The sequence below is a fragment of the Rhizobiales bacterium NRL2 genome (assembly GCA_001664005.1).
Lineage (GTDB): Bacteria > Pseudomonadota > Alphaproteobacteria > Minwuiales > Minwuiaceae > Minwuia.
This window is the reverse complement of sequence record CP016093.1, coordinates 3,441,190-3,464,767: the sequence shown is the minus strand read 5'-3', so window position 1 is coordinate 3,464,767 and position 23,578 is coordinate 3,441,190. Positions and strand designations below refer to the sequence as shown.

10 protein-coding genes and 1 pseudogene are annotated in these 23,578 nt (G+C 61.2%); all 11 read right to left on the bottom strand.

The features are described 5' to 3' along the window. Positions 1–703: 703 nt before the first annotated feature. The 11 genes and pseudogenes from TEF_16090 to TEF_16040 all read right to left on the bottom strand — a co-directional run bounded on the left by TEF_16090 (position 704) and on the right by TEF_16040 (position 23,439). Entirely contained in the window at positions 704–2,341 is a 1,638-nt protein-coding gene (locus TEF_16090) for a hypothetical protein (GenBank protein ID ANK83546.1), read from the bottom strand. Positions 2,342–2,358: 17 nt separating this feature from the next. Then, on the bottom strand, positions 2,359–3,432 hold the full coding sequence (locus TEF_16085; GenBank protein ANK82139.1) for a hypothetical protein: 1,074 nt from the start codon (positions 3,430–3,432) through the stop codon (positions 2,359–2,361). Next, a complete protein-coding gene (locus TEF_16080; protein ID ANK82138.1) occupies positions 3,425–5,122 on the bottom strand; it encodes a hypothetical protein in 1,698 nt (565 codons plus the stop codon). Before TEF_16080 ends, TEF_16085 begins: the two co-directional genes overlap by 8 nt. Before the next feature lie 190 nt (positions 5,123–5,312). Continuing rightward, entirely contained in the window at positions 5,313–5,510 is a 198-nt protein-coding gene (locus TEF_16075; protein ANK82137.1) for a hypothetical protein, read from the bottom strand. Between the two features lie 252 nt (positions 5,511–5,762). Next, a complete protein-coding gene (locus TEF_16070; GenBank protein ID ANK82136.1) occupies positions 5,763–6,218 on the bottom strand; it encodes a hypothetical protein in 456 nt (151 codons plus the stop codon). 213 nt (positions 6,219–6,431) lie between these two features. Then, positions 6,432–7,184 carry a restriction endonuclease gene (locus TEF_16065; GenBank protein ANK82135.1) on the bottom strand — a complete coding sequence of 251 codons (753 nt, stop codon included), beginning with the start codon at positions 7,182–7,184 and terminating at the stop codon, positions 6,432–6,434. Positions 7,185–7,197: 13 nt separating this feature from the next. Continuing rightward, positions 7,198–8,832, bottom strand: a complete 1,635-nt coding sequence (locus TEF_16060; GenBank protein ANK83545.1) for a hypothetical protein — start codon at positions 8,830–8,832, stop codon at positions 7,198–7,200. A gap of 325 nt (positions 8,833–9,157) precedes the next feature. Further along, positions 9,158–13,615 (bottom strand): restriction endonuclease, encoded by a 4,458-nt coding sequence (locus tag TEF_16055; GenBank protein ID ANK82134.1) that lies wholly within the window; start codon positions 13,613–13,615, stop codon positions 9,158–9,160. Between the two features lie 2 nt (positions 13,616–13,617). Further along, entirely contained in the window at positions 13,618–16,383 is a 2,766-nt protein-coding gene (locus tag TEF_16050) for a helicase (GenBank protein ANK82133.1), read from the bottom strand. Between the two features lie 2 nt (positions 16,384–16,385). After that, the gene (locus TEF_16045; protein ID ANK82132.1) at positions 16,386–21,566 is read right to left on the bottom strand and encodes an ATP-dependent helicase; all 5,181 of its coding nucleotides are present in this window, start codon (positions 21,564–21,566) and stop codon (positions 16,386–16,388) included. A gap of 311 nt (positions 21,567–21,877) precedes the next feature. After that, positions 21,878–23,439 (bottom strand): annotated as a pseudogene (locus TEF_16040) (hypothetical protein). Positions 23,440–23,578 lie beyond the last annotated feature (139 nt).

The window sequence follows — 23,578 nt, the reverse complement described above, 5'->3', positions numbered from 1 at the left end:
TTAGACAATTATTTGAATTCGCGTTCCCGGTCGAATCTGGGTCCGGCAGCGAGCGGATCAGATAGGTGGTTAGACTTTTTGAAGAAAAAGTGGAATGCTCCTTCTTGGCGCGGTGGCCCAACTAGTTTTTGGAAAGTCATGGATACAGGGAAATTGGATGATAATGGAAACAAGATTTACAGTTATGAGGATGGCCCTAGTTCTTAAAATGAAGGCGGTTGGCAGCGCGATTTGCAGCGTTTGTAAATGACGTTTTGTCGTTTCTTATTATCCGACGCAGGCGATTGGCGATGAGATCTGGGTGAAGTGCGTCCAGGTTGGTGGAACTTATTCCGAGGGATAGTGCGAGTCCGATTGCGTTACCGATGGTTTGCTGCTCATATCGAGATGCGGTCCCGGTTCTGTCAACATGGCGAATTTGATCCGATGTGAGTCCAGATTGGTGTTCGAGTAAGTTGCCTGACGCGGCTTTGAGTGCAGATTGCCATATTGGATGAAGAGTGCGGCGAGTAATATTGCTATCAGTTTGGACTTCGGACACGTATCGGATGTGGTTCAGGTTGTTTAATATTGTATCGCCAATGCTATTTTCAAAGTCGTCCAGCGTTCGGATGTTGTAGACGTCTTTCAAATGCTTTTTGCCGGCTCGGACTTCGACGCGCCAGACTTCCAGATCAGGTTCGTCGCGTTCCACGCTCCAAACTCATAACCTGAAGGTCGCAGGTTCAAATCCTGCCCCCGCAACCACCAAGACCCTACCGCCGTCTCCCATGGAGGCGGCGGTTTTGGTTTGGGCACAAGCATACTCCAGGATGCTCGCGAGGGCACCAACAAGGATGACATCGGGCTTGCCGCGCTTCTCACCCGAGTGAACTTCAATGCGGTCGATCAGTGAGCGGATGTTCTCCATAGCCTGCGGGCGTGTTGCGTCGTCGGCGATCAGGGTTTGGAGTTCCATTACCTTGCGGCGATACAATTCGGCGACGTTCGGGTGGATCTCGATCTTCGTCTCCGAGCCAGCCTGCATCAGCTGCCGCGCCAATGCCCTCTTGCGGTTTTCAAGTTCCTTGAGCGACTCGCGAACGGCGCCTGGATCGCCGTCGCCGTCGGTGATGTAGGCGAGGCAGCGATCAATGCCGCGCTGCACCTTGGCGAGTTCCTTCCGCAGGCGAGTGCTGTCATTTGTGCGCGAGCGGCGGAGCCGGTCAATCTCTGCCCGGTAGGCAGTCGCGAACTCCTCGATCAGATCCTGACGACCGAGCAAGATTTCGCGAAGACCGTCAAGCACGCGCTCCTCAAGCTCAGTAACCTTGATGCCTACCGGGTTGGAACAAGTTCCACGTTCCCGCTTTGCAGAGCATGAGTAGCGCTCGCGATTGACGATGGTCATGGTCCCGCCACAGGCCCCGCAGCGAACGAGCCCGGACAATAGCCGCTTCTTTGTCTGGCGACGGTTGCCGCGGAGCGAGCTGTAGCGCTCCTTGATCGCCTGTACGGCCTCCCAGGTTCCCTCGTCGATGATCCGCAGATCTGGGACCCGGGTGGTGATCCATTCCGATTCGGGGTTGAGGCGAGACACTCGCTTGCCGGTCTCCGGGTCTTTCACGAAGCTCTGGCGATTGTAGATGATGTGGCCTCGATAGAGCTCGTTGTTCAGGACGCCGTTCCGGCGCTGGCGATTGCCGTTGATCGTCGAAGCGTTCCAGAGCCCGCCACGCGGGCTAGGAACGCCCTCGTCGTTCAGACGGGATGCGATCTTGCGTGGCGCCAGGCCGTCGGCGTAATCGCTGAAGATGCGGCGCACGATCCGAGCTTCCGGCTCATGGATGGTGCGTTCCCCGGTGGTCACCGAGCCGTCGTCCTTCAGGGCCCGGACCATTTCGTAGCCATAACTCTTGCCACCCGGGATCTTGCCGGCCTCGACGCGGCCACGCTGACCTCGCCGAGTCTTCTGCGCCAGGTCCTTAAGGAACAGCGCGTTCATGGTGCCCTTGAGCCCGATGTGCAGTTCGCTGATCTCGCCTTCGGCAAGGGTGATAATCCGAACGCGTGCGTGACCCAGGCGCTTGAAGATGGCTGCGATGTCTTCCTGGTCGCGGCTGATCCGGTCGAGAGCCTCGGCAAATACGACATCGAATTCGCCTGATCTCGCCTGACCCATCAGGCTCATGATGCCGGGCCGGTTCTTGAGGAAGCCGCCGCTGATCGCGAAGTCGCTGAACACCTCTACTATCGAGAAGCCGTCGGAGACAGCCCGTTCACGACACGCTCGAACCTGGTCCTCGATCGACGCGTCGGACTGAAGCTCGGAGGAGTAGCGGGCGTAGATGGCTGCGCGCATGGTCGAGGTCTCCTTCATCAGCGAGGCGGCTGCAGGCGGCGTCGCAATTCGTCGATGGACGAACGCAGGCGCCGGCCGGCTGCGAGCTGATTGGCCTGGATATAGTGCCGTTCGGTGGTCCGGGGATCGGTGTGGCCGAGGATCGGCGCGGCGATGCCGATGTGCTTCGGGTCGTCGAGGGCGACGAAGGTTACCGCGCAGTCCCGGAACAGGTGCGGATTGATCGGCTCGCCGAAGGCCTGCCGAGTGGCGTCGGTAATGGCGTTGTGGATCGTCTTTGGCTCCATCGGCAGACCATAGCGCGTTATCCAGAGGCGCGGTGTTTCATTGCCCTGCAGCAGGAGAGGGCGCACCGCCTCCAGATAGAACGCGATATGCGGCGTAAGCGACGCCGGAACAGGCAGGGTGAGCGGTTTGCGGGTCTTGGTCTCCGCGCGGTCGAAGGCGAGGCGGTATCCGTCCTTCTGGCTGACCAGATGCCGATCAATCTCGATCATGGTGAGATTGCCGAGACGGATCGGGCAGTGAGCGAGGAGGGCGATCATCAGGGACGTGCGATAGGTGGTCAGCGCGTTGCGGGCCGACAGGTCGGCCCGGGCGGCTTCCATCTCGCGGAACGCCCAGGTGACGATCTCTTCGGGGCTGCGCAGGCGCTGGAGCTTGTTGCGGCTGTCCCGGACCAGACCCTCGAGGCGCCGGACGACGCGCCGCAACCAGGACCAGTCCTCATCGGGCGCGATAGCCTTGATGGCGGCCAGGAGCTCCGCCAGCCGGCCCCAACGTGTCCAGCTGGCAACCTCGTCCTCGAGTTCCTCCAGGTAGGCGCCGACCGCCTCGCGGGTCACCCGGGCTGCCGGCGCCACGGTGCCGTCGAAGCGACCGGATGTGATCAGGAACGTCAGCCAGCGCCCATATCCCTTGCGATACTTCTCGCGCGTCTGATCCGACCAATGGTGGCCGGGGCCGACCGTGCCGTCGAGGATGTCGCCGGGCTGCATCGCGGCCTCCCAGGCCAGCCGGTCGGCCTCGGGCCAATCCTCGACTTTAAGGCATCGGCGGGCCGGATCCTGGAAGGGCCAGAGCTCAGCCATGGTGAACGTCCTCCGGGCGGTAGCGGCGACGCGCGGCATCCACTGAACCCTGGTAGTGGCGGAGCGCTGCCTTCTGTTCGAACTGGGCGTAGGACTTCATCGCCGTCTTGAGCGAGTCGCTGATCACGTGGCTCAGGGTCACGAAGTCGCCCGGCTGGACGGTGCTGTGGATCTTGCCGGCGATGCTGCGGAAGAGGTGGGCATGGATCACCATTCCCGTGAACTCCCTAATCGTTGTCTTGATCAGGTTCGAGAGCGAGGCAGCGACCCGGGGCCCGCCGTTCTGGGCCGGGAAGAGGTAATCCGACGGCTCCTGCAGCAGCACGGGACGGGCCTCGTCGAGGTAAAGCTTGAGCAGCTTCGTCGATTCCGGGCTCAGTTCATGGTTCAGGTCCTTGCCGTTCTTCACCTCGTGGGCCGGGATCGAGATCGTGGTGCAGCGCTGGCGGCGGGTCGTGACGAAGCGGATGTGGCGCTCCAGGCTTAGGGCGGAGAGATTGCCGATGCGCAAGGGCGCGTAGAGCAGGATCTCGATCGCCACCGCGGCCTGCAGGAGCAGGGCGCGCCTGTGATCCCTCAAGCCCGGCTTGCTCGCTTCCTTCAACAGCTGAGCCGGAAGATGCAAGAGGCGCGCGAGATTGATGTCGTCGTCCAACTGCTCGAGCCGGCGACGGTTCTTCTCCCGCAGCCCCTCGACCTGCAGATTGAGGCGCTGGCAGATGCGCCGCATCTCCTTCAGGTGGCCGTCGTCGACGCGGACATGGTGGGTGGCGATGGCCTTCATGCCCATGGCGAGGCCGTGGATTGCCTCGGTGGGCTTGTCTCCAAATCGGCCGATCATGAAGCGCAGGCCGGTCTTGAATGCGTCCAGGTCCACCAAGGCAGCCAGAGAATCGATCGAAGACATCTCGCGCCCGCTGAGAACAAGCGCCGAGGCGATCTCCTGGATCTGGAAGCGGCGGTGGCGGATGGTGCTCGGCCTAAGCGGCTTCACCGGCCCGTCCTCGTCGAGGAGACACGGACGCGCCAGCCGCTCAATCCAGCGTTCGACATCGGCCTGGAAGCTCTCCGGGAAGGTTGCCAGCGGGATCGTCCAGGGTTCCTTCTTGCGCGGCGCCACCAGGACCCGGGCCGGCCAGCCCTCGATGGTCTCGCGCAGGCGGTTCCAGACCCCAACGGCGGCACCGACCTTTCCCGCCGGCTTGTCGACGAAGGTCTCGGTCTCCAGCACGGCCAGCAGGCCGGCCGGATGCTCGTTGTCCACCTCGCCCGGTGCGACGCCGAGGGCGGTACAGTACTGGGCCAGCTGCATGAGCTTCCAGCGATCGTGCTTATCGGGGATCCGGTCGAGAAGGACCTGCCAGTGGGGCGAGGGCTGGCGCAGCCAGTCCGACCGCTCCCGCGAACAGCCGCAGAGGCCGAGCGCCTTGATGACATCGGCCTTGATGTTCTTCACCCTCTTATCGCTGATCCCGGCCGAGACCGGGTGGACCCGGCGGAGCCGGACATGGACCCAGTTGATATTGGCGGGCACCTCTTCCGGCGTCTTGCCGATCAGCCGGCAAAGCGAGCGGATGGCGGAGCGCAGGTCCCGGCGCCTGGTCGGCGAGAGATCGAGTTCCTCGAGTTGCCCGAGCACGGCCGACATGCGCGGCGTCGCGGGATCGACGAAGGGATCGCCGTTCGCCATGTTTGGGTTGGGCTGGGTCATCGGGCAGCCTCTCTCCTGGTCAGGGTTGGACACGGGACGCCTCGGGTGGTCAGCGCGCCAAGTTCGGGACGACGTAGCACGAAAATCGGGCTCTGATTGCGCGGCGCCGTCGTCCCGATTGGTCCACAAGTCACTGACAAAACAGGACTTTGATGGACAGCGTTGGCCATCAGTACAGCCGGTCGTGAACGAAGCGCTCGAGGTCGCGCGGACGGATGCGCCACTGGTTGCCGAGCTTCGCGGCCGGCAGTTCGCGGGCCTCGATCCAGCGTCGCACGGTCTTCTCCGAGACCTGGTGGAGGTCAGCGATGTCGGGGATGGTGAGCAGCCGCTCGGGGCGGTCAGCGGTGATCTTGTTCTTGTTCATTCTCGGGATCCTCGTCCGTTCGGGCTGGTTCCGAATGGGACGCAACGGCTTCGCGGGCGGCCTGGACGGCGAGCAGGCGAACGAGCGTCGAGAGGGCGTCCTGGGCCCTTAGGTCATTCTTGTCTGTTTGGGGTTGGCCAGAGGCCATGCCTGTCGTCCTCTTCGGAACTTCAGGCATCATTTTCGGGAGGTCGTTGCCGGCCCGTCAGCCCGGCATTGGCCCGCTAGAATGAGCGGGTGTCGTGGGCCGGGTCACCAGTGGCGCATCTGGCGCTGGATTGAACTGCGTGAAGGCGGTTCCTTGCCGGTCTTGTCCCAGTAGGTGCCTTGCAGCTCGACGATCAATTCGTTCCGCGAGAGGCCGGTATTGCGGGCACGGAGCTCCAGGAACATGTCGCGGAGCTGAAACCAATCGAACTTCGTTCGGCCCTGTTTCTCGGAGGAGCGGCGCCAGAGCTTTTCGACATCGGCCCGCCGGACCTGGATGTTGGTCCAGGGGTGGTCCTTGCCGCCGCCGTCCAGGTGCCGGTAAGGACCCCTCACGTCCGGTACAAGATCGGACCATTCCGCAACCGGGATTTCCTCGACGGTTCCGCCGGGCACGTTGCGGCGGGCAAGCGCTTTCAGTCGTCCGGCGCGAAGCGCATCGAAGAGATCCGACACTCTGCCGATTTCTGGATGGTCCGGTCGCATGGACGGATAGAACATGAAGGCTCGGAAGTCGTGCGGGTTGGGTGGCGCAAACTTCTGTACGACTTGGTCACTACGGAAAACGACCCACGCGGCGGCCTCCGAGAGTATCCAGTATTGCCTGTCATTGCCGGCAGCCATTGCCACTCACTTTAGTAACAGGCGCGCTCCTACGGAAGCGGCATCCGAACCATTTTCGGCGAGAGCATGATACTTTTTTTATGCTGTCTCTTAGCTAGCGAACATATTCGTTCGGTGCCAGGTCAGCCGCTTTCGATGCTTGTCGGTCAGCGGGATCGGGTTCTGCCAGCGCAATTCGGCGCCAGCAACATCGCTCAAGGATGGTGAGAATTGGGGCCGGCCTTTGTCATCGAAGGCCACGAGCCCCCGGTCGAAAGCGGCATCCCACAGGGCTGAGAGCAGAAGGCCGTTGTGAACATCCAGACGCTCGGCGTCGCTCGTGCAGTCCTTCCACGGCACGATGTGCGACGCGCGCAGCAGCGCTGTATCGGTGATGCCGGTGAGTGGGCATCGGCCCTGCCAATAATCCATCAGCCCGGCACGGAAAATGTCCTGACCGATGCGCTGGACGACGAGCCGTTCGGCCTCGGTCGTCTTCGGCAGACCATTGACCTTCGCCTGGAACTCCCGAAGCGGCGCATCGGGAAGGCTCGCGGCCAGCTGGTAAATGCGCGGCAATACACCATAGAGCTGGCCGAGCGTCTCGAAGGCATAGCGGGCAAGACCCGGCCCTGGCATATCCACGGCCGGTATATCGTGCTCTTCCATGACGCCTGTGTGATCGAGCGCGAGAAACCATGGGCCAGCTGGCCCTTCGGCGGCCAGCCAGATCGTTCCCCGTGCCGTCGTCGACTGGAACGCCGCCCATCCATCGGTCTCACCAAGCCGACGCCGAAAGCCATGCTGCTCAGCGGCCTTGCTGCACTCGGTTGAGACAACGAAGGATTGAGAGATTTCGATCATTCCATATCGATCTTCATAGGTCGCAGCCCAACAACCGCTCACTGCCTGGTGCTCCTCGTAAAACCTCACGACGCCAGGGCGCTTTGTTGAGGTCCTGTGGCGGTCTGGTTGTCGTTGTGATCACATATTGAAAAGTTCTACCCGCCAGTTCTTCTTCAAGTGCTCGCAACAGCCGGAAATGCGCATCATAGATCGTTTGCCCCAGATCGGCCTCCCGCGGACTGTCATGGATTAGAAATGCGGGAATGCGCGTTCGGCCTTCGATACTCAGGCAAAGGCAAGCCAGATCGAAGGCAAGAATTTTCAAAGACTGAATTGCGGCTGTTCGCCTGTCGCCCCCGGCTTCCACACTAATCTCAAGACCTTTGCCGGTCAGACGCACAATACCCTTGGCATCGTCACCGAGCAGGCGCCGAATGATGGCTGAGAATTTTTGCGATATCGCACCGATTGCCTTTGCCTGCTTATCCTCGAACCCCCGAAGCTGGTCGCGGACGCGCTGCAGATCCTCATCCAGTTTTCCGATCGTAGACTCTGCACGCGCCAGCTCATCGACCAGTTCTACGGAACGCTGAACATCTTCGACATTGCGGGTTGCAGTGCGCCAGCTTGTGTTTCTGGCGTCAGCAGCCTTTTCGAGGCGATCCACGCGCTCTTCCGCCTGCTGAGCCTTCTGGCGGACCAAAGCGATTTTGGGCTTTAGGGCATCAATCTCAGCCTTAAAGCTCACTATCGCCTTTTGCTGGGCATCGACTTCCTCACGTTTTGCTTCCCATCGAGCACGACACTGCGCTTGATCAGGAAATTTGTGAGACAGCTTGCAGCCTTCCGCGAGCGCTGTATCGATTGGCACCTCACAGATGGGACAGATCGGACTAGCCGCAGATTGAGCGGCTGCCGAAAGCCCCGGAATTTCACTACTCATCTGTGTGAGTAGCTTTTCTTCGAGAGGCAATTTCGCATCGAGTTCGGCTGCCTTCAGTTCAGCGTCGCGCAATGCAATGCGAGCGTTCTGAGAGGTACGCCGAGCTTCATCGAGTTCGGCGCTAACTCCGGATGGAAGTTTTGCAGCCGCCGCAAGTTTTTCCTCCGCGACCGACTTTAGGGAATCCAAAAGAAGCGGCATGTCCGGCAGCGATGCATCGCTAAGACCAAGATCGCGAACGAGACGTTCCACGCGCCGCCCCTGATCCCATTCGAGAAACGACCTCTGCCGTTTTGCTTGATCGAGTTGGCTTTCAACGTCCTGCTCCTGGCGCCGTGCGGCTTGCTCTTCTTCCGTAATAGCGTTCAGAAACGCCCGCATCGCGAGCAGCCGAGGCCCCTTGGCATCACCACTTGCGGGTTGCGGCGCATCCGATCCTGATGCCGACGAGCGCCAGTCGAGGACGTCGTCGAAACGGCATTCCTGATCGCGCGCCGCCCACGCCAGAGCAACCGGCCAGGCCCGCTGTGCAACCGAAAGTCTCGCCAATTGGGAAGTCCCTTCGCCGAGGATCTTGGTCTCGATGGCGTCGATGAGCGGCTCTATTCCGGTCGACGTGCCCTCCATTTTCGCAACAGCATCGAGGTTACCGTCCTCAATCGCGAAGTGCTTGCGGCCGATGCCGAGTGGTCTCGCTACCGCCCAACAGACTCCGTCAAGCATCACTTCAGCGCCGACGACGCCGTTCAGAAATCTCGTCGAGATGGCATCGCGCTGGACCTCATCGGCCAAGCGGGACTCGCCGAGGCAATAGCGCAGCAAGCGGCAGAACAGCGTCTTCCCGCTGCCATGGCCGATTGCACGCCCGCCCCCTTCCGGATCGTCATCTCCGTCCGGCGACCAGATGATATTGAGCCCCGGCCGCAACTCGATGTCTCGAATGATCTCGCTGCCCGGCTCTTTCCAGAGTTTCAGCCGCCGCACCCAAAACCGCGGCTCCGTGAGGTCTTTCGGAACCTCAACGCTCAGTGGCGGAACCGGAAAGAGATCATCCTGCTGCGGCATTCGCGATCCAGTCCCGAACCTCGTCGGGGGCAGCGTTCATGGTTGCGTCGATGTTCAGGTTTCGCAGTGCGTTGATGACGAACCCGGCGCGCCCTTCTGGCCAGCCCGCCGTGTCAAAGGCTTCCAGACCTGTGCCCGGCGCCCAGGTTCCGGCTGCGAGGTCCTCAATCAGTCGGCCATTGCCGCGATGGTTTGTGATGGCGGCATTCCATCCCGGCGCGGTCCGCGCGGCGAAGCCGATAACGTTTCCGGAATGAGGCTCTGCCTCCTGGCCTACCAGACGCCGCCATTGGGTCTGATCCTCAGGCGGAAGAAGGGGTGTCAAAAGGTGGGGTTCGAGCATGATCGCTGCGGTCAGACGGACCGTGCGGATTGGCGTTGGGCGATCCAGCGACTTCAGAATTGCCGCGAGTGTCGCCGACGGATCGTGCCGCGGAGACGGTACCGAGCGTGCCCAAGCAGCGTCGGGAAGTTGCTCAAGTGGCGGGAGTTGAATGGGTGGCGGGCCGGGCATGGCGACAGCGTCGGCGAGGCCGAGGTCGACGAAGGTACCATCCGCTTCCATACGGTCCCAGGCTTCGAGGACGAGGCGGCGGGTGCGGTACTCGCCATATTTGCGGATTTCCTTTTCCTTCAGGACGCGGAAGGTTTCCGAGGGGTAGTCGGGGCCCTTCACGTCGGCAGGGTCGAGGATGTAGCGCAGCTCGTCGCGGGTTAGGCCGTAGGCGCGGGCGTAGAAGGCGTCGAGCTCGGCGCGGAGGAGCGCGCGGCGGTCCTCGTCCCAGGCGAAGGGCGGGCCGTCATGGCGCAGATCGCGGGCGAAGGGGGCGAGGCTGCGCGAGGTGTAGGTGAGTTCGAGAACTCTGGGGGTAACGAACGCTTGCCTTTCGGGCGTATAGTAGTCTGGGCGAAAAATCGGCAGCTGGAACAGCATGAAGAGTGTAAGGTTTGTGCCGCCCACTTTTTGCCTGGCCACAAAGTCCAAGGCAAAGGCGGAAAAATTCGCAATTAGCCCCGAAATCTGTCGTGGCGGCACCCTTGGGAACATCAATGGGAATTTGTTGTTTATTGCGCGCAATGGAGCGATCGCGCATATCGCTGTCCTCTCGTTGGTGGCATTTGTAATGTCTCGCCAACCCGTGAGCCATTGAGCGGACCACGATTTTGCCGACAAGCGTCGTTTCACTTCTGCTTGCGGCACCCAATAGCGAGGAAAGACCTCAAAGTCTGAATCCCGCTTCTGATTAATTTGGACTTCCCCAAAGTCGTCTCCATTCGAGCCGTAAGAAGCCCATCTATGATCAAAATGATGAAACATCTTGGCTTCAAGCAGAGGGACAAAGATTTCACCCGAACCTCTAACAATCCAGTTTACACCCCGCTGCTCTGCTCCTTTTTCGACCAGATCAGAGTGTGTTAGGAACCACCCAGAGTCTTCAGACATATGCCAGATTCTGGTGTGGAAATCCAAAATCCAAGGGTTTGATTTCGACTTAGGGCGTTCATCAATTAGAACTGGCGTATTTTGGTAAATCTTCGCCGTCAACTCGGCGTCCCAACGGGAGCGGAAGACCGGTGCTGTCTTTGTATTCGGGTTTATGGCTGCGAGTTGTTCAGGGCTAAGGGTGAAGTTCCGCTCCGCCTCCGCCAATTGTGCAGGTTCAGTAAGGAAGAATGCGAAGCGTGCCGCTGGCTCGTTTCTTCCGATAGTAAGAAGGCAGAACTTCATGCGGCTATCAACAGCCGGGAATAACCCCGCTCGGTTCTCGAAATCCACCAAGCTTGAAAGGCGCTGCTTATCCACAAGATGAGAAAAGAATGGCGCTGTCGTTGCGTCTGTAGCGATGCCAGTGGGAACGATCACGCCAGCGCGGCCGTTAGGTCCAGCTAGGCAGGAAAACAGCTCGGCAAACAACTGATATGTATTCACATCGCCCGTACCTGTGAAAGGGAACCGGCCACCGTCTTCGCCGTCGACGCGAGCAAAGGTTGAAATCGCATCAGAGAAGCGTTTCTCAGCCTGGAAAGCGTCCCAGAGCGCTCGTTGCGGAGTGCCTGCTTCAGCGTCGCGCAGCGCGTTGATTTTGCGGGTGCGAGCTGCTGCGTTAGGTGCAGAGGCGATATCGGCATCACGCGCGGCGAAGAACTCTTTCTCTTGAAGCTTGATCCGCTCCCACGGCGGGTTGCCAAGCACCACATCGAAGCCACCGCGCCCGATGATGTCAGGAAATTCCAGTGGCCAGTGCAACGCCCGAGCCTGTGTCGCCGCCTTTGCGTTCTCCATGATGGGCTTGCGCCCTTTGCCCTGACCAATCGCGAGCCAGACATCCTGCGAGATGGGCACGGTCCGCTCGGAGTTGCCGCTCGGCACCTCGCCCGACTTCAGCAGCAGAAACGCCGCGGTGTAGAGGTTGCAGCCCGTGCGCGCCCGCAAGAAGGCGTCCTGCTTCCGGAGCGAGCGGTAGGCTTTCGCCTTGGCCTCGACATCCTCCACGGTGTCCTCCGGCAGATCGCGCAGATCGGAGAACTCGGCCGAAAGGGGCGCGGTCGGCAGGTCGGACCGGCCACCGGTGAAGTCGAACGTGCTCTGACCCTTCTTCGCGTCCTTGTTGGCGCGTTCGTAGAACTTGGCGACGTCCTTGTGGTCGCCGGTCAGCGTCTTGTAGGCGGCGTCGGGAATACCCTCCTCAAGCACCTTCAGGTCGAAGACGCCGAGCAGCGCATCGCCGCACCGGATCTGCGCATCGAAGAAGCCGAGGGGAAGGCCCGGGTCCACCGTCTCGATCCAGAGCGCGACCTTGGTCAACTCCACCGCCATCGGGTTGCGGTCCACCCCGTGGATGCAGCAGCGCGCAACATCGCGCAGTGCGTGGCGGAAGTCAGCGAGCGAGGGCGTGCCCTCGGCCCGGATGCGGGCCAGGCGTGTGGCAATGCGGCGGGCGGCCGCCAGCAGGAAGTGTCCAGAACCACAGGCGGGATCGATGATCGAAAGCTTCAGCAGCGCCCTGGCGGGATCGTCCGACTCGGCCTCGGTGTTGTCGAGGACGGGGTCGAGCGCAGTGTCGAGCAGCGCCTGAACGAGGCTGTCGGGCGTGTAGTAGGAGCCGGTGGTCTTTCGCTGGTTGCCCTTCTGCTCGGCCGCCTCGGAGGCGAAAAGCAGGGTCTTGCCGTCATCGCCCAGCTGCGGCTGGAGTTCGAGGAGGGATTCGTAGACCGAGCCCAGTTCCTCTGTCTCCATCGCACGCCAGTTGACGGGGACCATGCCGGTCTTGTCGGCGAGCCAGGAGAGGCGGTAGAGCGCCTCCATGAAAGCGCGGTTGCGCAGGCGGGCGGTTTCGAGGTGGGGCAGCCCGTCCTCGGCGAAGAGGCCCCCAAGCGCTGGGAGGGCGAGCGCCTCCTGTCCCTGCGCGAGTGCCCGGAAGACGATCTTGATGCCCTCGTAGCGGTCGTGGTGTCTGTCCCAGGTGGCGGCGCGGTAGCATTGCTTGCGCAGGGCGGTGAGGCTGTAACCCTCGGCATAGAGTGCGCGGGCCTCGGCCTTCGACTTCGGTGGGTGAAGGAGGTTCCGGTCCTCGGCGACCATCAGGAAGATCAGCCGGTAGACGAGACGCAACAGCTCGTTGAACCAGGTTGTGAGATTGACCTCGCCGGACTTCAGCCTGGCGGCGAGGTCGGGGTTCGCTTCGAGGAAGCCCGAACCGAGAACCTTGAGTGCAATCTGCACCTGGCCGGCCAGGCGGTCCCGCGCAGCCTCCCCTTCACGCGAGCCCGCCTCGCGCCAGCGCTCGAGCGGGCAGTCGGTTGCCGGGGTGTCGGCGGCGCCGAAACGGGACCGGTGGATCAGAAGCCATAGAGCGGCGAAAGAGGCGATGTCCTCGTTCGAGAAAATCTGGGCGAGGTCCGCCTCGATGTAGGCCGGGCGCGTCAGGGACGCGTTGTCCCGCATGAGGCGAAGGTGGGTGCCATTTGTGGCGACGCCCCACAGCGCTTCCTCCCTGTCGTTGAGGTAATCCTGAAGCGCGAAGGCCGGTGAACGGGAACGGTCGACGGACAGGGTCGGGCTGCGGCGGTCCAGCGTCTCGTCGGGCGGAACCACAACCACGGGAACGCGCCCGCTGGCGGTCATGGCGATCGGCGTGTCGGCGGCGGACAGATCGTGAAAGCCGAAGGTCTCCCTGAAAAAGCCGGTAACGAAACGGCGGGTCGCGTCCTGAGAGGGCGCGTCGAGCTTCGCGAAGGCATCGAAATGCGACTGGCCGACACGGAAGGCTGTCGAGATTTCCTCGCGGATCGTCAGGCCCTTGCGGACAGCGTAATCCTCCGGCGCCTGTTCCGGGGCGTCACGCTGATCGATCCTGGCAATCATCGCCGGCGCGATCAGGTTGCCCTCGAGGCTGAGCGAGGCCCATGCGGACATGTCGGAGATCGGTTTGCGCGCCATAATCAAACCTCGCCCGGCATGAGAACGAACAAGCCAATGACGTCAGGCGGCAGGACTGCCTCCACGCTGACGCGCGAGATGGATCCGGCCGCGGTACGCAGGCGAGCGTGATCCTCGACGAGTTCCGCCGCCCGTTGCCTGACGAAATCCGCAAGTGGGCCTGCGAGCAGATCGGGCAGTTCCGCCTTTGCGGCATTGATCATCCGATCCCGTGCGATCGTTGCGAGATCGGCGGTGGCCGGCGTGTTGAGCAATTCGCGGACTTCTTCGCCAATCGCCACGATGCTTTGCCCCTGAAGAGCAACCAGAGTTGCTTCTTCAGCCAGCAGGAGCCGCTCCTTTCGCGCGTGGATTGTGAGTTTGTATCGAACGCGGAGGAGTGCGACGCGCGTCATCGCCGAGACCGCAATTATCGGCCACGCACCGACGCGGCCGATGCCGAGATCCGGAAGCGCCTCCTGATCCAGCGAAGCCTCGACAAGGCTCTCGGCAAGAGACGCCGTCAATGGATGGGTTCTCGTCAAGAGGGACGTACCGGAGGGAGCAGGCTCAGCTGCGGCAAGTCGGACAGACTTCTCCAGGCCGCGCTGTTCGAGCTTCTCCTTCAGGGTCTGCTGAAGGGCGTGGACGTGAGCGACATAGACGTTGCGCTTCTTCTCAAGCGGAACCCCGAACCGCGACATCGCGCGCTCGACGAAAAGCCTCGTGTCCTCGGGCGAGCCGAGCAGGTCTCTGACCTTGTCCCACTCCGGTGCGACTTCTGAAGGCTTCATAGCGTTCTGGGCGAACCGCGCACGCGACTTCTTCTCGTTCTCGCTCGCGTCGCGCCAACGCGCCTCCATCACCTTGGTGCCGTCCCCCAGGCGAAGGTCGAGTGTGAGCTGCTTGTGCCCGCCACGGCGGAGCATCATCGCAGACATCAAGGCGTCCGTGACCGGCCCGCGCTCGTCAGGCAGCGGAACGGTCACCCCGGTTGCCTTCCTGATTTCCTCGGCTTTCCGCAGGATCACATCGAGAACTGCGCCATCGATGGCACTGTCGGGCGAGAACATCATGATCGAGCGAACCAGCTCGGCCGGCTGACCAAAGCGGTCAACCCGACCTTCACGCTGCTGATGCCGGGTCGGATTCCACGAGAGGTCGTAGTGCACGACCGTGTCAAAGAGCTGCTGCAGGTTGATGCCTTCGGAGAGGCAGTCGGTCGCCACCAGGATCCTCTGGGCGCCATCTTCCGCATCTTCCAGAGCCATCTCGGCAACGCGATCGCGGCGTTCGTCCGGGGTCAACTCTCCGGTAACGGACTCGATGATGAGCTTTGGGAACGCCTTTCGCAGTCCCGTCTTTACGTGATCGGCGGTTGCCAGATACCGACAAAAAACGACGGGGTTGGCACCACTCTTCACCAGCGGTTTGAGCGCACCGATCAGGGCATCAAGCTTGGGATCCTTTGCATCGAGAAGATCGGTTGCCTGGTCGATGAGAGCAGCGAGTGCGGGATCATCCGAGAAGGCCGTACTCGGCTCGATGTCCACGGCATCTTCATCGTCGCCGTCTTCGTCATAGATCTGCGGTTCGAGCCGGTCTGCCTCGTTGGCGGCGCGATTTCTCAGCGCACTCAGCGCTGCAGCAGGCGAGGAACCAACGCAACGCATGAGAGCGAGGGTGCCCCAAAACGCGAGGCGCTGATCCCTCTTCTGCTCCCCGGCTTTCGACACCACCGAAAGGCAATAGTCCAGGACCGCTTCCTGGAACGCCAAGTGCTCGGGCGATAGCCGGTAGGGGTGCTCGGTGGTTTCGTGTTTCGGGAATGATCTGTCCTCGTGCCAATCCCCCTCGACGAGGTCCACTCGACGCCGCTGGACATAATGCCTTGCAAGGCGCTCTCGATATCTCGTGCTGTCGAAGTCCAGCGTGGCGAAGTCCAGGTCAATCAGCGATAGCAGTCGCGAAAACGCTTCTTCGTCGCCTGAATGCGGCGTGGCGGTCAGCATGATGATCCGCCGCTCGGCGTCCCTCGCAAGTCCCAGAAGCAATTCAAACCGCTGCTGCTTGCCCTTGTGAGTTCCGACGCAAGCGTGGGCTTCATCGACGATCACGAAGTCGGGACAGGCCCGGGCGAACCCCTCCCGGCGCTTCTCGGCCTTGATGTAATCAAGGCTAACGACCGTGTAGGGATAGGCGTCAAAGAGCGTCTGTGCGAGCGGTAGGTTGCGTTCGAGGCGTGCCGCGGTACCGGAAGTCACGGGTACTGCGTCGATTCCGAACCGATCCTTGAGCTCGATGAGCCATTGATCCACCAGATGGGGAGGGCAAAGAACGGAGAAGGCGTCGACTTCGCCGCGATCCATGAATTCCCGAAGGATCAGCCCCGCCTCGATCGTCTTGCCGATACCGACATCGTCGGCGATCAAAAGCCGAGGTACTTGAAGTCTCAGGGCCATGAGCAGCGGCACAAGCTGATAGATCCGAGGCTCGAAAGCCAGCTGAGCGGCAGATCGGAAAGGGCCCGCGCCGCGGCGCAATGTGAGACGTAGCGCGTCTGCCAAGAGTGCTGCCTTGGCCTGGACGGTGCTCCGTGCATCCTCGGGCAAATCGAACCGCGCTGCTTCGACCGATGAGATTTCTAGCGAGGGGTCCAGAACAACGACGTCGTTCTCGTTTCCTGACAGCGGGCGAAGCACGAGAACGCCTTGGCGCGACGCCGGGAGAGCCACCCATTCGCGGCCGCGAGCGCGCACCAGATCGCCGGGTGAGAAACTCAGCACCATGCTTATCCCTTCAAGAGATCAAGTAGTTTCTGCGGTACGCCAGCTTCAGGCGAGGCTGATAGCTCGACCAGCTCCCACCCTTTTTTTGCTGCTTCACTGACCACTTCAGAGGAAATCGGCTGGGTGGTGGCGGCCACAAAGTGCTCTCGCCATACGAATTCAGCTTCCATGCCGGCAAAGCTGATGCCCATTTTATCGACACTAGGGAGACTGGCTTCGTCGAAAGCCTTCAGCCACGGCGACGACGTGCTATCGCGCGTAGCGCGCTTCTCGAGCACCGTGCGGCCGCGAGCGAGATCAACCAACAGCTGGATAACTTCCCCGCTGCTACGGTCAATCTGCTCATGGTCCGGCTGGTTAAAATATGACAACAGGCAGCGGTAGCAGCCTCTGACGCAGGCCTCGTCTGTTTTTCTGGACAAGAGATCAGCATTTCCGCTTGAGACAGCCGCGTCGATGTTCTCGAAATGCATCAGCCCGAGAGCCGTCCGAGCAACTTCACCGATCGCGTCCGGATTATCCATCAAGCGAGTAAGAACACCGGCGCCGCCTTCCGTCGCTTCGTACGCAAGGATGGCACGGCGGTTGTCTCGGGCCGGAAGCGGCTCGCCGAGGATTTCCCCCTCTTCAAGCTGGTACACGACCTCAATGCCCCGCAGGAGCGCATGCTGAACGGTGGTAATCGTGCTGGGGTCGAAGTCTTCCGGTTTCTTGAAGCGAAACAGAAGCGCGTTCTTGCGATCTCTCACGATCGGCACGATCCGAACCGGCTTAACCGCGTCGGGTGGAGGGTCGGTCTCCGTATTCTCGTCTTCAGATTTTGCCCAGTAGCCAGTTCGAGGATCGATATTGAAGCCGAAAACCGTCTGATCCTTTCGACGCTTCAAGCCCTTGTTCAGACGGCTAATCTCAGCGCTGTTCGCGTATTGGAGCGCCAGCAGCGCAGTGTCATCACACTTGAATTCGGCGCTCGCGACCTGGAGCTTATCGTCCTTCATGGGCCATGCGAACACGGTCTGGATGTCGAAGCCCTGGCGTACCCTCTCCTCATCATTGGCGGTGATGCGCTCGGTGGGTGCAGCCTCTACGTTGTCGATGCGGAGCGTACGCTTGATTGGGACTTCACCAGCCATATGCGAGGCGCAGCCATGGCAGCGCTCCACTTCTTCCTCATGGCAGGCTCCGCAGTTCGCGCAGATGTAAATGTCCTTGGTTGCAAGTTCTGACCCATCTCCCTCCCGAACTTCCGGAGCGAGCTTTGCCTTCATTACCCGGTACGCGCGACCTTCATGGTAAATTAGGCTCCGCGGCCCAAACTCCGAGATAGCGAGAAATCGTGCACGAGAGAGGTAAGAGCCGGTTTTCCCTTCGCCGGGCACAAAGGCGTATAGCGGCAGCCTCGGGAAGTTGTAGCCGGGCAGGAATCCTTCCGTCGCGAGGTAGCGGTATGAGTAGAAGTCAGAACCGTTTGAGGCCTTCCCTTGCTCAAGGATCGCGATCTGATCGCTTGCCTGCATTTGAGCCGCCTTGATCTTGCGGCGGTCGGCGGCTGAGAGACCCGTTATCTCCGAGCGTGCGTTGGCTTCGGCAAGCTGAGTGCGGGCAGAATTGTAAAGTTCGCGCCAGCGGTCGAACGCTCGATCGAACTCCTTCGGAGCGCTCATTGCCACATGAAGCACGAACTCTTCCGGGTCATCCATCCAGACCGGTATTGCTCCTTCATCGGCGGCCAGGATTTGTTCGAGCACACGCTGCATCGGTGCGCGAGCACGGGAGACCAGATCCGCTTTCGAAATGGTGGTCCGGATCTCTCCCTTGAGCGGATACCGATCGCTACTGAGGTCGAGGATTTCTGGAATATCGGGGGAGAGAGCGAGGCGCGTCTCCGCGAGCCAGACAGCGTGCAGGTGCGACCGCACCAGTTCCTCGTTCGTGATGTCCAACGCTGGCGGGCGAACGACGCCGGCAACCATATCGTTGCGGCGCTCAAAGAAGTACTGGTCATGTGGAGAACCGGATGCACAGTAGGTCACGACAACCGCCGCCTGTCCGGACCGTCCCGAACGGCCAGCGCGCTGAGCGTAGTTGGCTGGGGTCGGTGGAACATTTCTTAGGTAGACCGCGTTGAGAGCAGAGATGTCGACCCCGAGCTCCATTGTCGGCGAGCAGAACAGCGCCGGGAGGAACTGGTCGGACTCCCCGGTTGCCTTGATTTCGGTTCGATAATCAGAGGTGCTGAGATGCTCCAGGTCGTCATCTTCGTACCTAAAGCGCCACTCGCGCCATTCCCTCTGCCTTTGAGACACCTGCGCGGTGTGCTCGCGACCTTCCAGCCCCCAATAGGCGCTATGACCCGATGCAAGATCCTCCGCAATCGAAGCATATAGGTCATGGAAGTATCGATTTCCCCGTTTGCTTTCGTCTGAAAGCGCGGGGCCAGGAACAAGGCGGACGGCGGAGGGTGTCAACCGCCAGCCTACGAGATCAGCGTCCAGTTCGACCGGAACGATCAGACCCTCATCCGCGAATAGCTCCAGCAGGCGCGAGAAGAACTCAAGGTAGTCGTCTCGCCCGAGCTTCGTGCCCAGCACACTCTTCTTGTTGATCAGCCGAGCAATACGCGAATTGTGGCCCGCGCGAACGAGGGTCTGTTCCTCACGAAGGCCCACAGCATTCTTGCCGGGCGCGCGTAGAAGCAGAGATGATCGTCCGCGTGGGTTCTCCTTGGCATCAATCGCCCAGGGAGCGCGCAACAGCGAACGGGATTTCTGTGCGACACCGTCGAGGACTGTCAGATCTAGGGCTTCCGTATTGACGGCCAGTCCTTCGAGCATTGCGCCCAGCACGGTCGTCAGCAGGTCGGTCCTCTGCTCTTCTGTTTGACCACCAAGCTCGGGGAGGACAGTCATGAGCCTTTCCTGGTCTGAAGCCATGTCGGTGACGCCGACAAACTCGACATCGAGGAGATTCAGAACAGAGAGGCTGGGGTTGGTGTACCGCCATCCCCTGCGGAGATCAGTCCAGACCCGATGAGCAAGGACTTTTGCGAGTGCGCGCTGAGCGTCTTCCCGAATGACTGCACCAGCCGATGGATCGAGCATCCAGTGGCCGCGCGCTTCCTTGTTCGCAGACGTGAAGCCAAGCGCCTTTACGACACTCAGACCGAACCCATCCTCGGTCAAGCCGTCGGCCCCCGCTGCAACTATAGCCCGCAAAACGGCCCCACGGAGAAGGCTCACGAACAGAAAATCGTTGAAGTGCCCGGACTGAAGTGCTGCGTCTTGCCGGTTGTCTGTGAAACCCAGAAGCTTGCGTTTCGTCTTTGGGACAGCGCTCGTCGGCTTGTTCATCCATTCGAGAGCGCTCGATATGAGCAGAGTCGTCGCGGAGCTCCGGCCTTCACCGGATAGGCCGGCCAGCTTGCTGCGCTCACGCATCCCCTGGTTGGGTTCATCCTTGCAGCACAGACAGAAGGCAAACTTTCCAGGGATGAACCAAAATTCTCTGCCATCGGCGCCATGCCGGCCCTCCGGCGTTACAACATAGGAGATGGGCGCGCGCTTCTTGCGATATGAACGAAGCCGTTCAATGCCGTTGCGTTCTTCCAGCCAGCTCTCAGGATAGCCATCCAATTGACCATCGAAGGCGAAATCGGGATCATTGCCTTGGGTCGGACAAAGATACCCGGCTATGTCGTCGTCGTCTTCGGCTTCAAGTGGTGTCTCGTCGATGTTCCGGGGAAGAAACCTTATGTGGCCATCATCTTCATTCTTGGTGACGACGTGGTATTCGTGCCCGCAGTTCCGGCAGAAGCGCGTCGGATAAAGTCGGTTTCCCGGAGCATCTGGATCCTCAAGCTGACCCTCGAACAGAACTGTCCGAGGCTTGCCAGTCAGCGTTGTGAAGATCTCACCCGCGCCGGAGATGAACCTATGTAGCTTGAAGGCGAGGAACGCCCGATCTCCGGTGCCACCGCGCTGATTTTCGGGAAGGCTTACCAGCGTCAGGAACTCTTCGAGATGCTTTCTGCATTGTTCCGCGTCGACCCTACTATCATCGGCCAGCCGCTTGACGGCGTCTTCGAGGGGGATAGGCTTCTTTCGTTTTAGCTCCAACCCGTCATCGAGTCCGAGAGCAAGCTCCGCCCATACCGCGAGGGGATGCGTCCTGAGCTGCACGTCATCCAGGTTCGTTGGGATAGGCTGTCGCAACACGTCAGCCAGCCCGGCGGTCGCTTGCGCAAGAGTGATGGTGTCGTCAGTAGCCCGCTGAAGGGACTCATCGATGACGGCGTCAGGACCGATCTCGGAGCCGAAAAGCCTGGTTGCAACTTTGGCCACGGCAACGGCTCGGCTTTCTTCGGTTCCCTCCGAGGCCATCGTTGCCGATGTGCCGATACAGACCGGAGCCTTGTCTGGGGTGCATCGGTCTCGTAGCCTTCGCACGAGTACCGCCACATCTGCACCTTGGCGCCCTCTGTAGGTGTGGAGTTCATCGAGGACGATGAACTGGAGGCCGGCCGCGTTGCTTATGACCTGAGAGTCTAGGTCGTCTTGGCGGGTCAATAGCAATTCCGCCATCATGTAGTTCGTAAGGAGGATGTCCGGTGGATTGGCCGCTATCCTTTTGCGCTCCTCTCGGCTTTCCTGCCCAGTATATCGCTTCACAATCGGCTTCAGGCTGCCTGGTAGGTCCGACTGCGCGATGAACTTGTCGATTTCCTTCATTTGGCTGTTCGCCAAGGCGTTCATCGGATAGACGATAATCGCTCGGGTGGTTCGCGGTTTGCCGACACTCAGCGCGCGAATGATGGCGTCTACGACTGGCACGAAGAAGCACAACGATTTGCCGGAGCCGGTGCCAGTCGTGACGACAAAGCTCTTTCCAGATGTCGCCTTGGCAATCGACTCCGCCTGGTGTCGGTGAAAGCACAGAGGTGTTTCGCCGAATCGGAATACCTTCCCCGTGCCTTCCTCCAAGTCACCAGAGGCGACGAGGTCATCCACGCTGGGACCTGAGAGGTAGCGTGGATTCAAGGAGAGGAGAGAAGAGGGCCAGAACCGCCCATCGTCATATTGCGCGTCGATCGCGGCTCGAAGATCTTCTGATCGAATGCTGCTGAACGAGCGCGAAAAACGCTCGTAGGAGTTGATCAAGTGATGATCGAATTCGAAGGCTCGCATGAAAGCTCCTGGTGGCTGTTGGCGGCCTCTCTTGTTTGAAGGACCGCCCGCTCGCGAACCTCCGTCGGATACCGTGTCGATTGTGTTCCCATAACAGCTCCTTCTTCTCACAAGTCGGAGCCTCCGGGAAACTCGGCGCGGTTCATTTCCCCGTCATGACCTCGCTTCTGCTCGAGCCTTCGTATGTTGCCTGGAGATAAACTGGCCTCAGATTGGCAGTAGCTAACGTTCCTGTCGACATATGCTGGGTAGCGCTGTCAATCGGTGTTGAACATTGGCTCTGACTCAATTTTCGTGCATTTTCGCGGCGACTACGCCGCGCTCATGAGACGGGCCTCCAGCAGGTCCAGGTTCGCCCGGCCGTACATCTGGCGCTTGAGCAGCTTCAGCTTGTTGATCGTGCCCTCGACCTGACCGCTGGACCACGGCTCACGGAGAGCGGCATCAACCGCGGCAAGGTCGGCGCGCAGGCCGGTTACAAAAGATGCGAGCGGTCCACCTTCGGCTTCAGCCAGCCAAGGAGCGAGCGCCACTGCCTTGCGATCGCGAACGATTGCCTGGAAAGCGTCCAGTTGGTCGCGCGCGGTGATGATGTCCGGCGTCGACTTCGTGATGATGGCGAGGAGCGCGATCTGCTGCCGAGTGTCGCTGTGGCGGTGCGTCGTCAGCATTTTCGCCACCGTGCGCGCGGCGGGCGCCTTGCGGGGCACGCACGTTTCTGCGGCTTTCAGATCCTGCCGTCTGCGTGTCGTCCACTCCGTGACGACCCGGAGGCTGCCCCTGAACCCGGCCGCACGGACCTGGCGGTGCAATTCGGCCCCGTTGCGGAAGCCCTCGTTCCAGAGTTTGTCGAGCATTTGCTCGTAGGGCGCCAGCGTGCTCCGGCGCGGCCGGAACACGTCCTCGCGTTCGCCGCGCACGATACGCCGGACGGTCCCGCGGCTGAGGCCGGTGCGCCGGCGGATCTCCTTCAACGATATGCCCGCTTCCGCGAGGGTGAGCACCGTGGCGTTCTCCGCATCGCGCCGTTTGGCCCCGTCCAGCTGTCGGTGTTCCACGCTGGTCAACAGCTCGGGATCAACGGTACCGACGCCGAGCGCCTCGCGCAGCGGCTTCATGGACCGGCGCACCGCCTCCAGGAACGCGGCGCTGGCGTTCGCCATCAGATGCCAGCGGTCGGCGACCTGAACCGCGTCCGGCACTTCGTCGCTGCACGGGCGTAGGTCCCGCCGCGGTCGCGGGCGATCACGGCGATCCCCGTATGCGCGCTCAGCCACGCTTCGACGCTCGTGGCATCTCGGTCAGCGAGTAGGCCAAGCACCCGTCGGCCTTCGAGGTTGTACAGGATCGTGCCGTAAGTCGCACCCTTGCGCCACGCCCAGTCATCGATCCCGACCGCGGTCACCTCGGCGCGCCGATCGGTATCCTGCGCGCGACGCCGGATGAGACGGAGCAAGGTGTCGCGGCTCGCATCGACGCAGAGCCGCGTGGTCAGGCGTTCGCCCGGACGTCCGCCCATCGCCAGGGCGATCTGATGGACGAGCGTTTCGGATCGTGCGGTTCGGCGGGCATACCGGCCGGCGGTCACCCCGGTGAACGGTTCAGAGAAGGTTTTCCGTGGACACTCGGCTTCACGACATCGAAACCGGCGCGCCGTGACCCGGATCACCATGCGACGACCATGGGCCGGCAGGTCCTGGAACGTGCGTTGGTAGCGGCTGTGAAGATGATCGCTGGCAACCCCGCAGTCAGGACATGCGGCGTCACCTCCGGCACCGACGGCATTCACGATCAGCTCGTCACCGTCGACCGCCCACCGGTTCGCCACCAAGCCCCGCGGGATCAGCTTCAACAAGCTGGATTTATGCAACATCTGGTAGAGTCCTCCCTTTACTCTACCGTATACGGCGCTTCAAAGGTCGGGAATCCCGCTCACCTGCACGAACTTTGCGCCAGACCCGAACATTGACCCCCTTCGGTGAACGGATGGCTGGCCCGATCCGGCGTAGCTT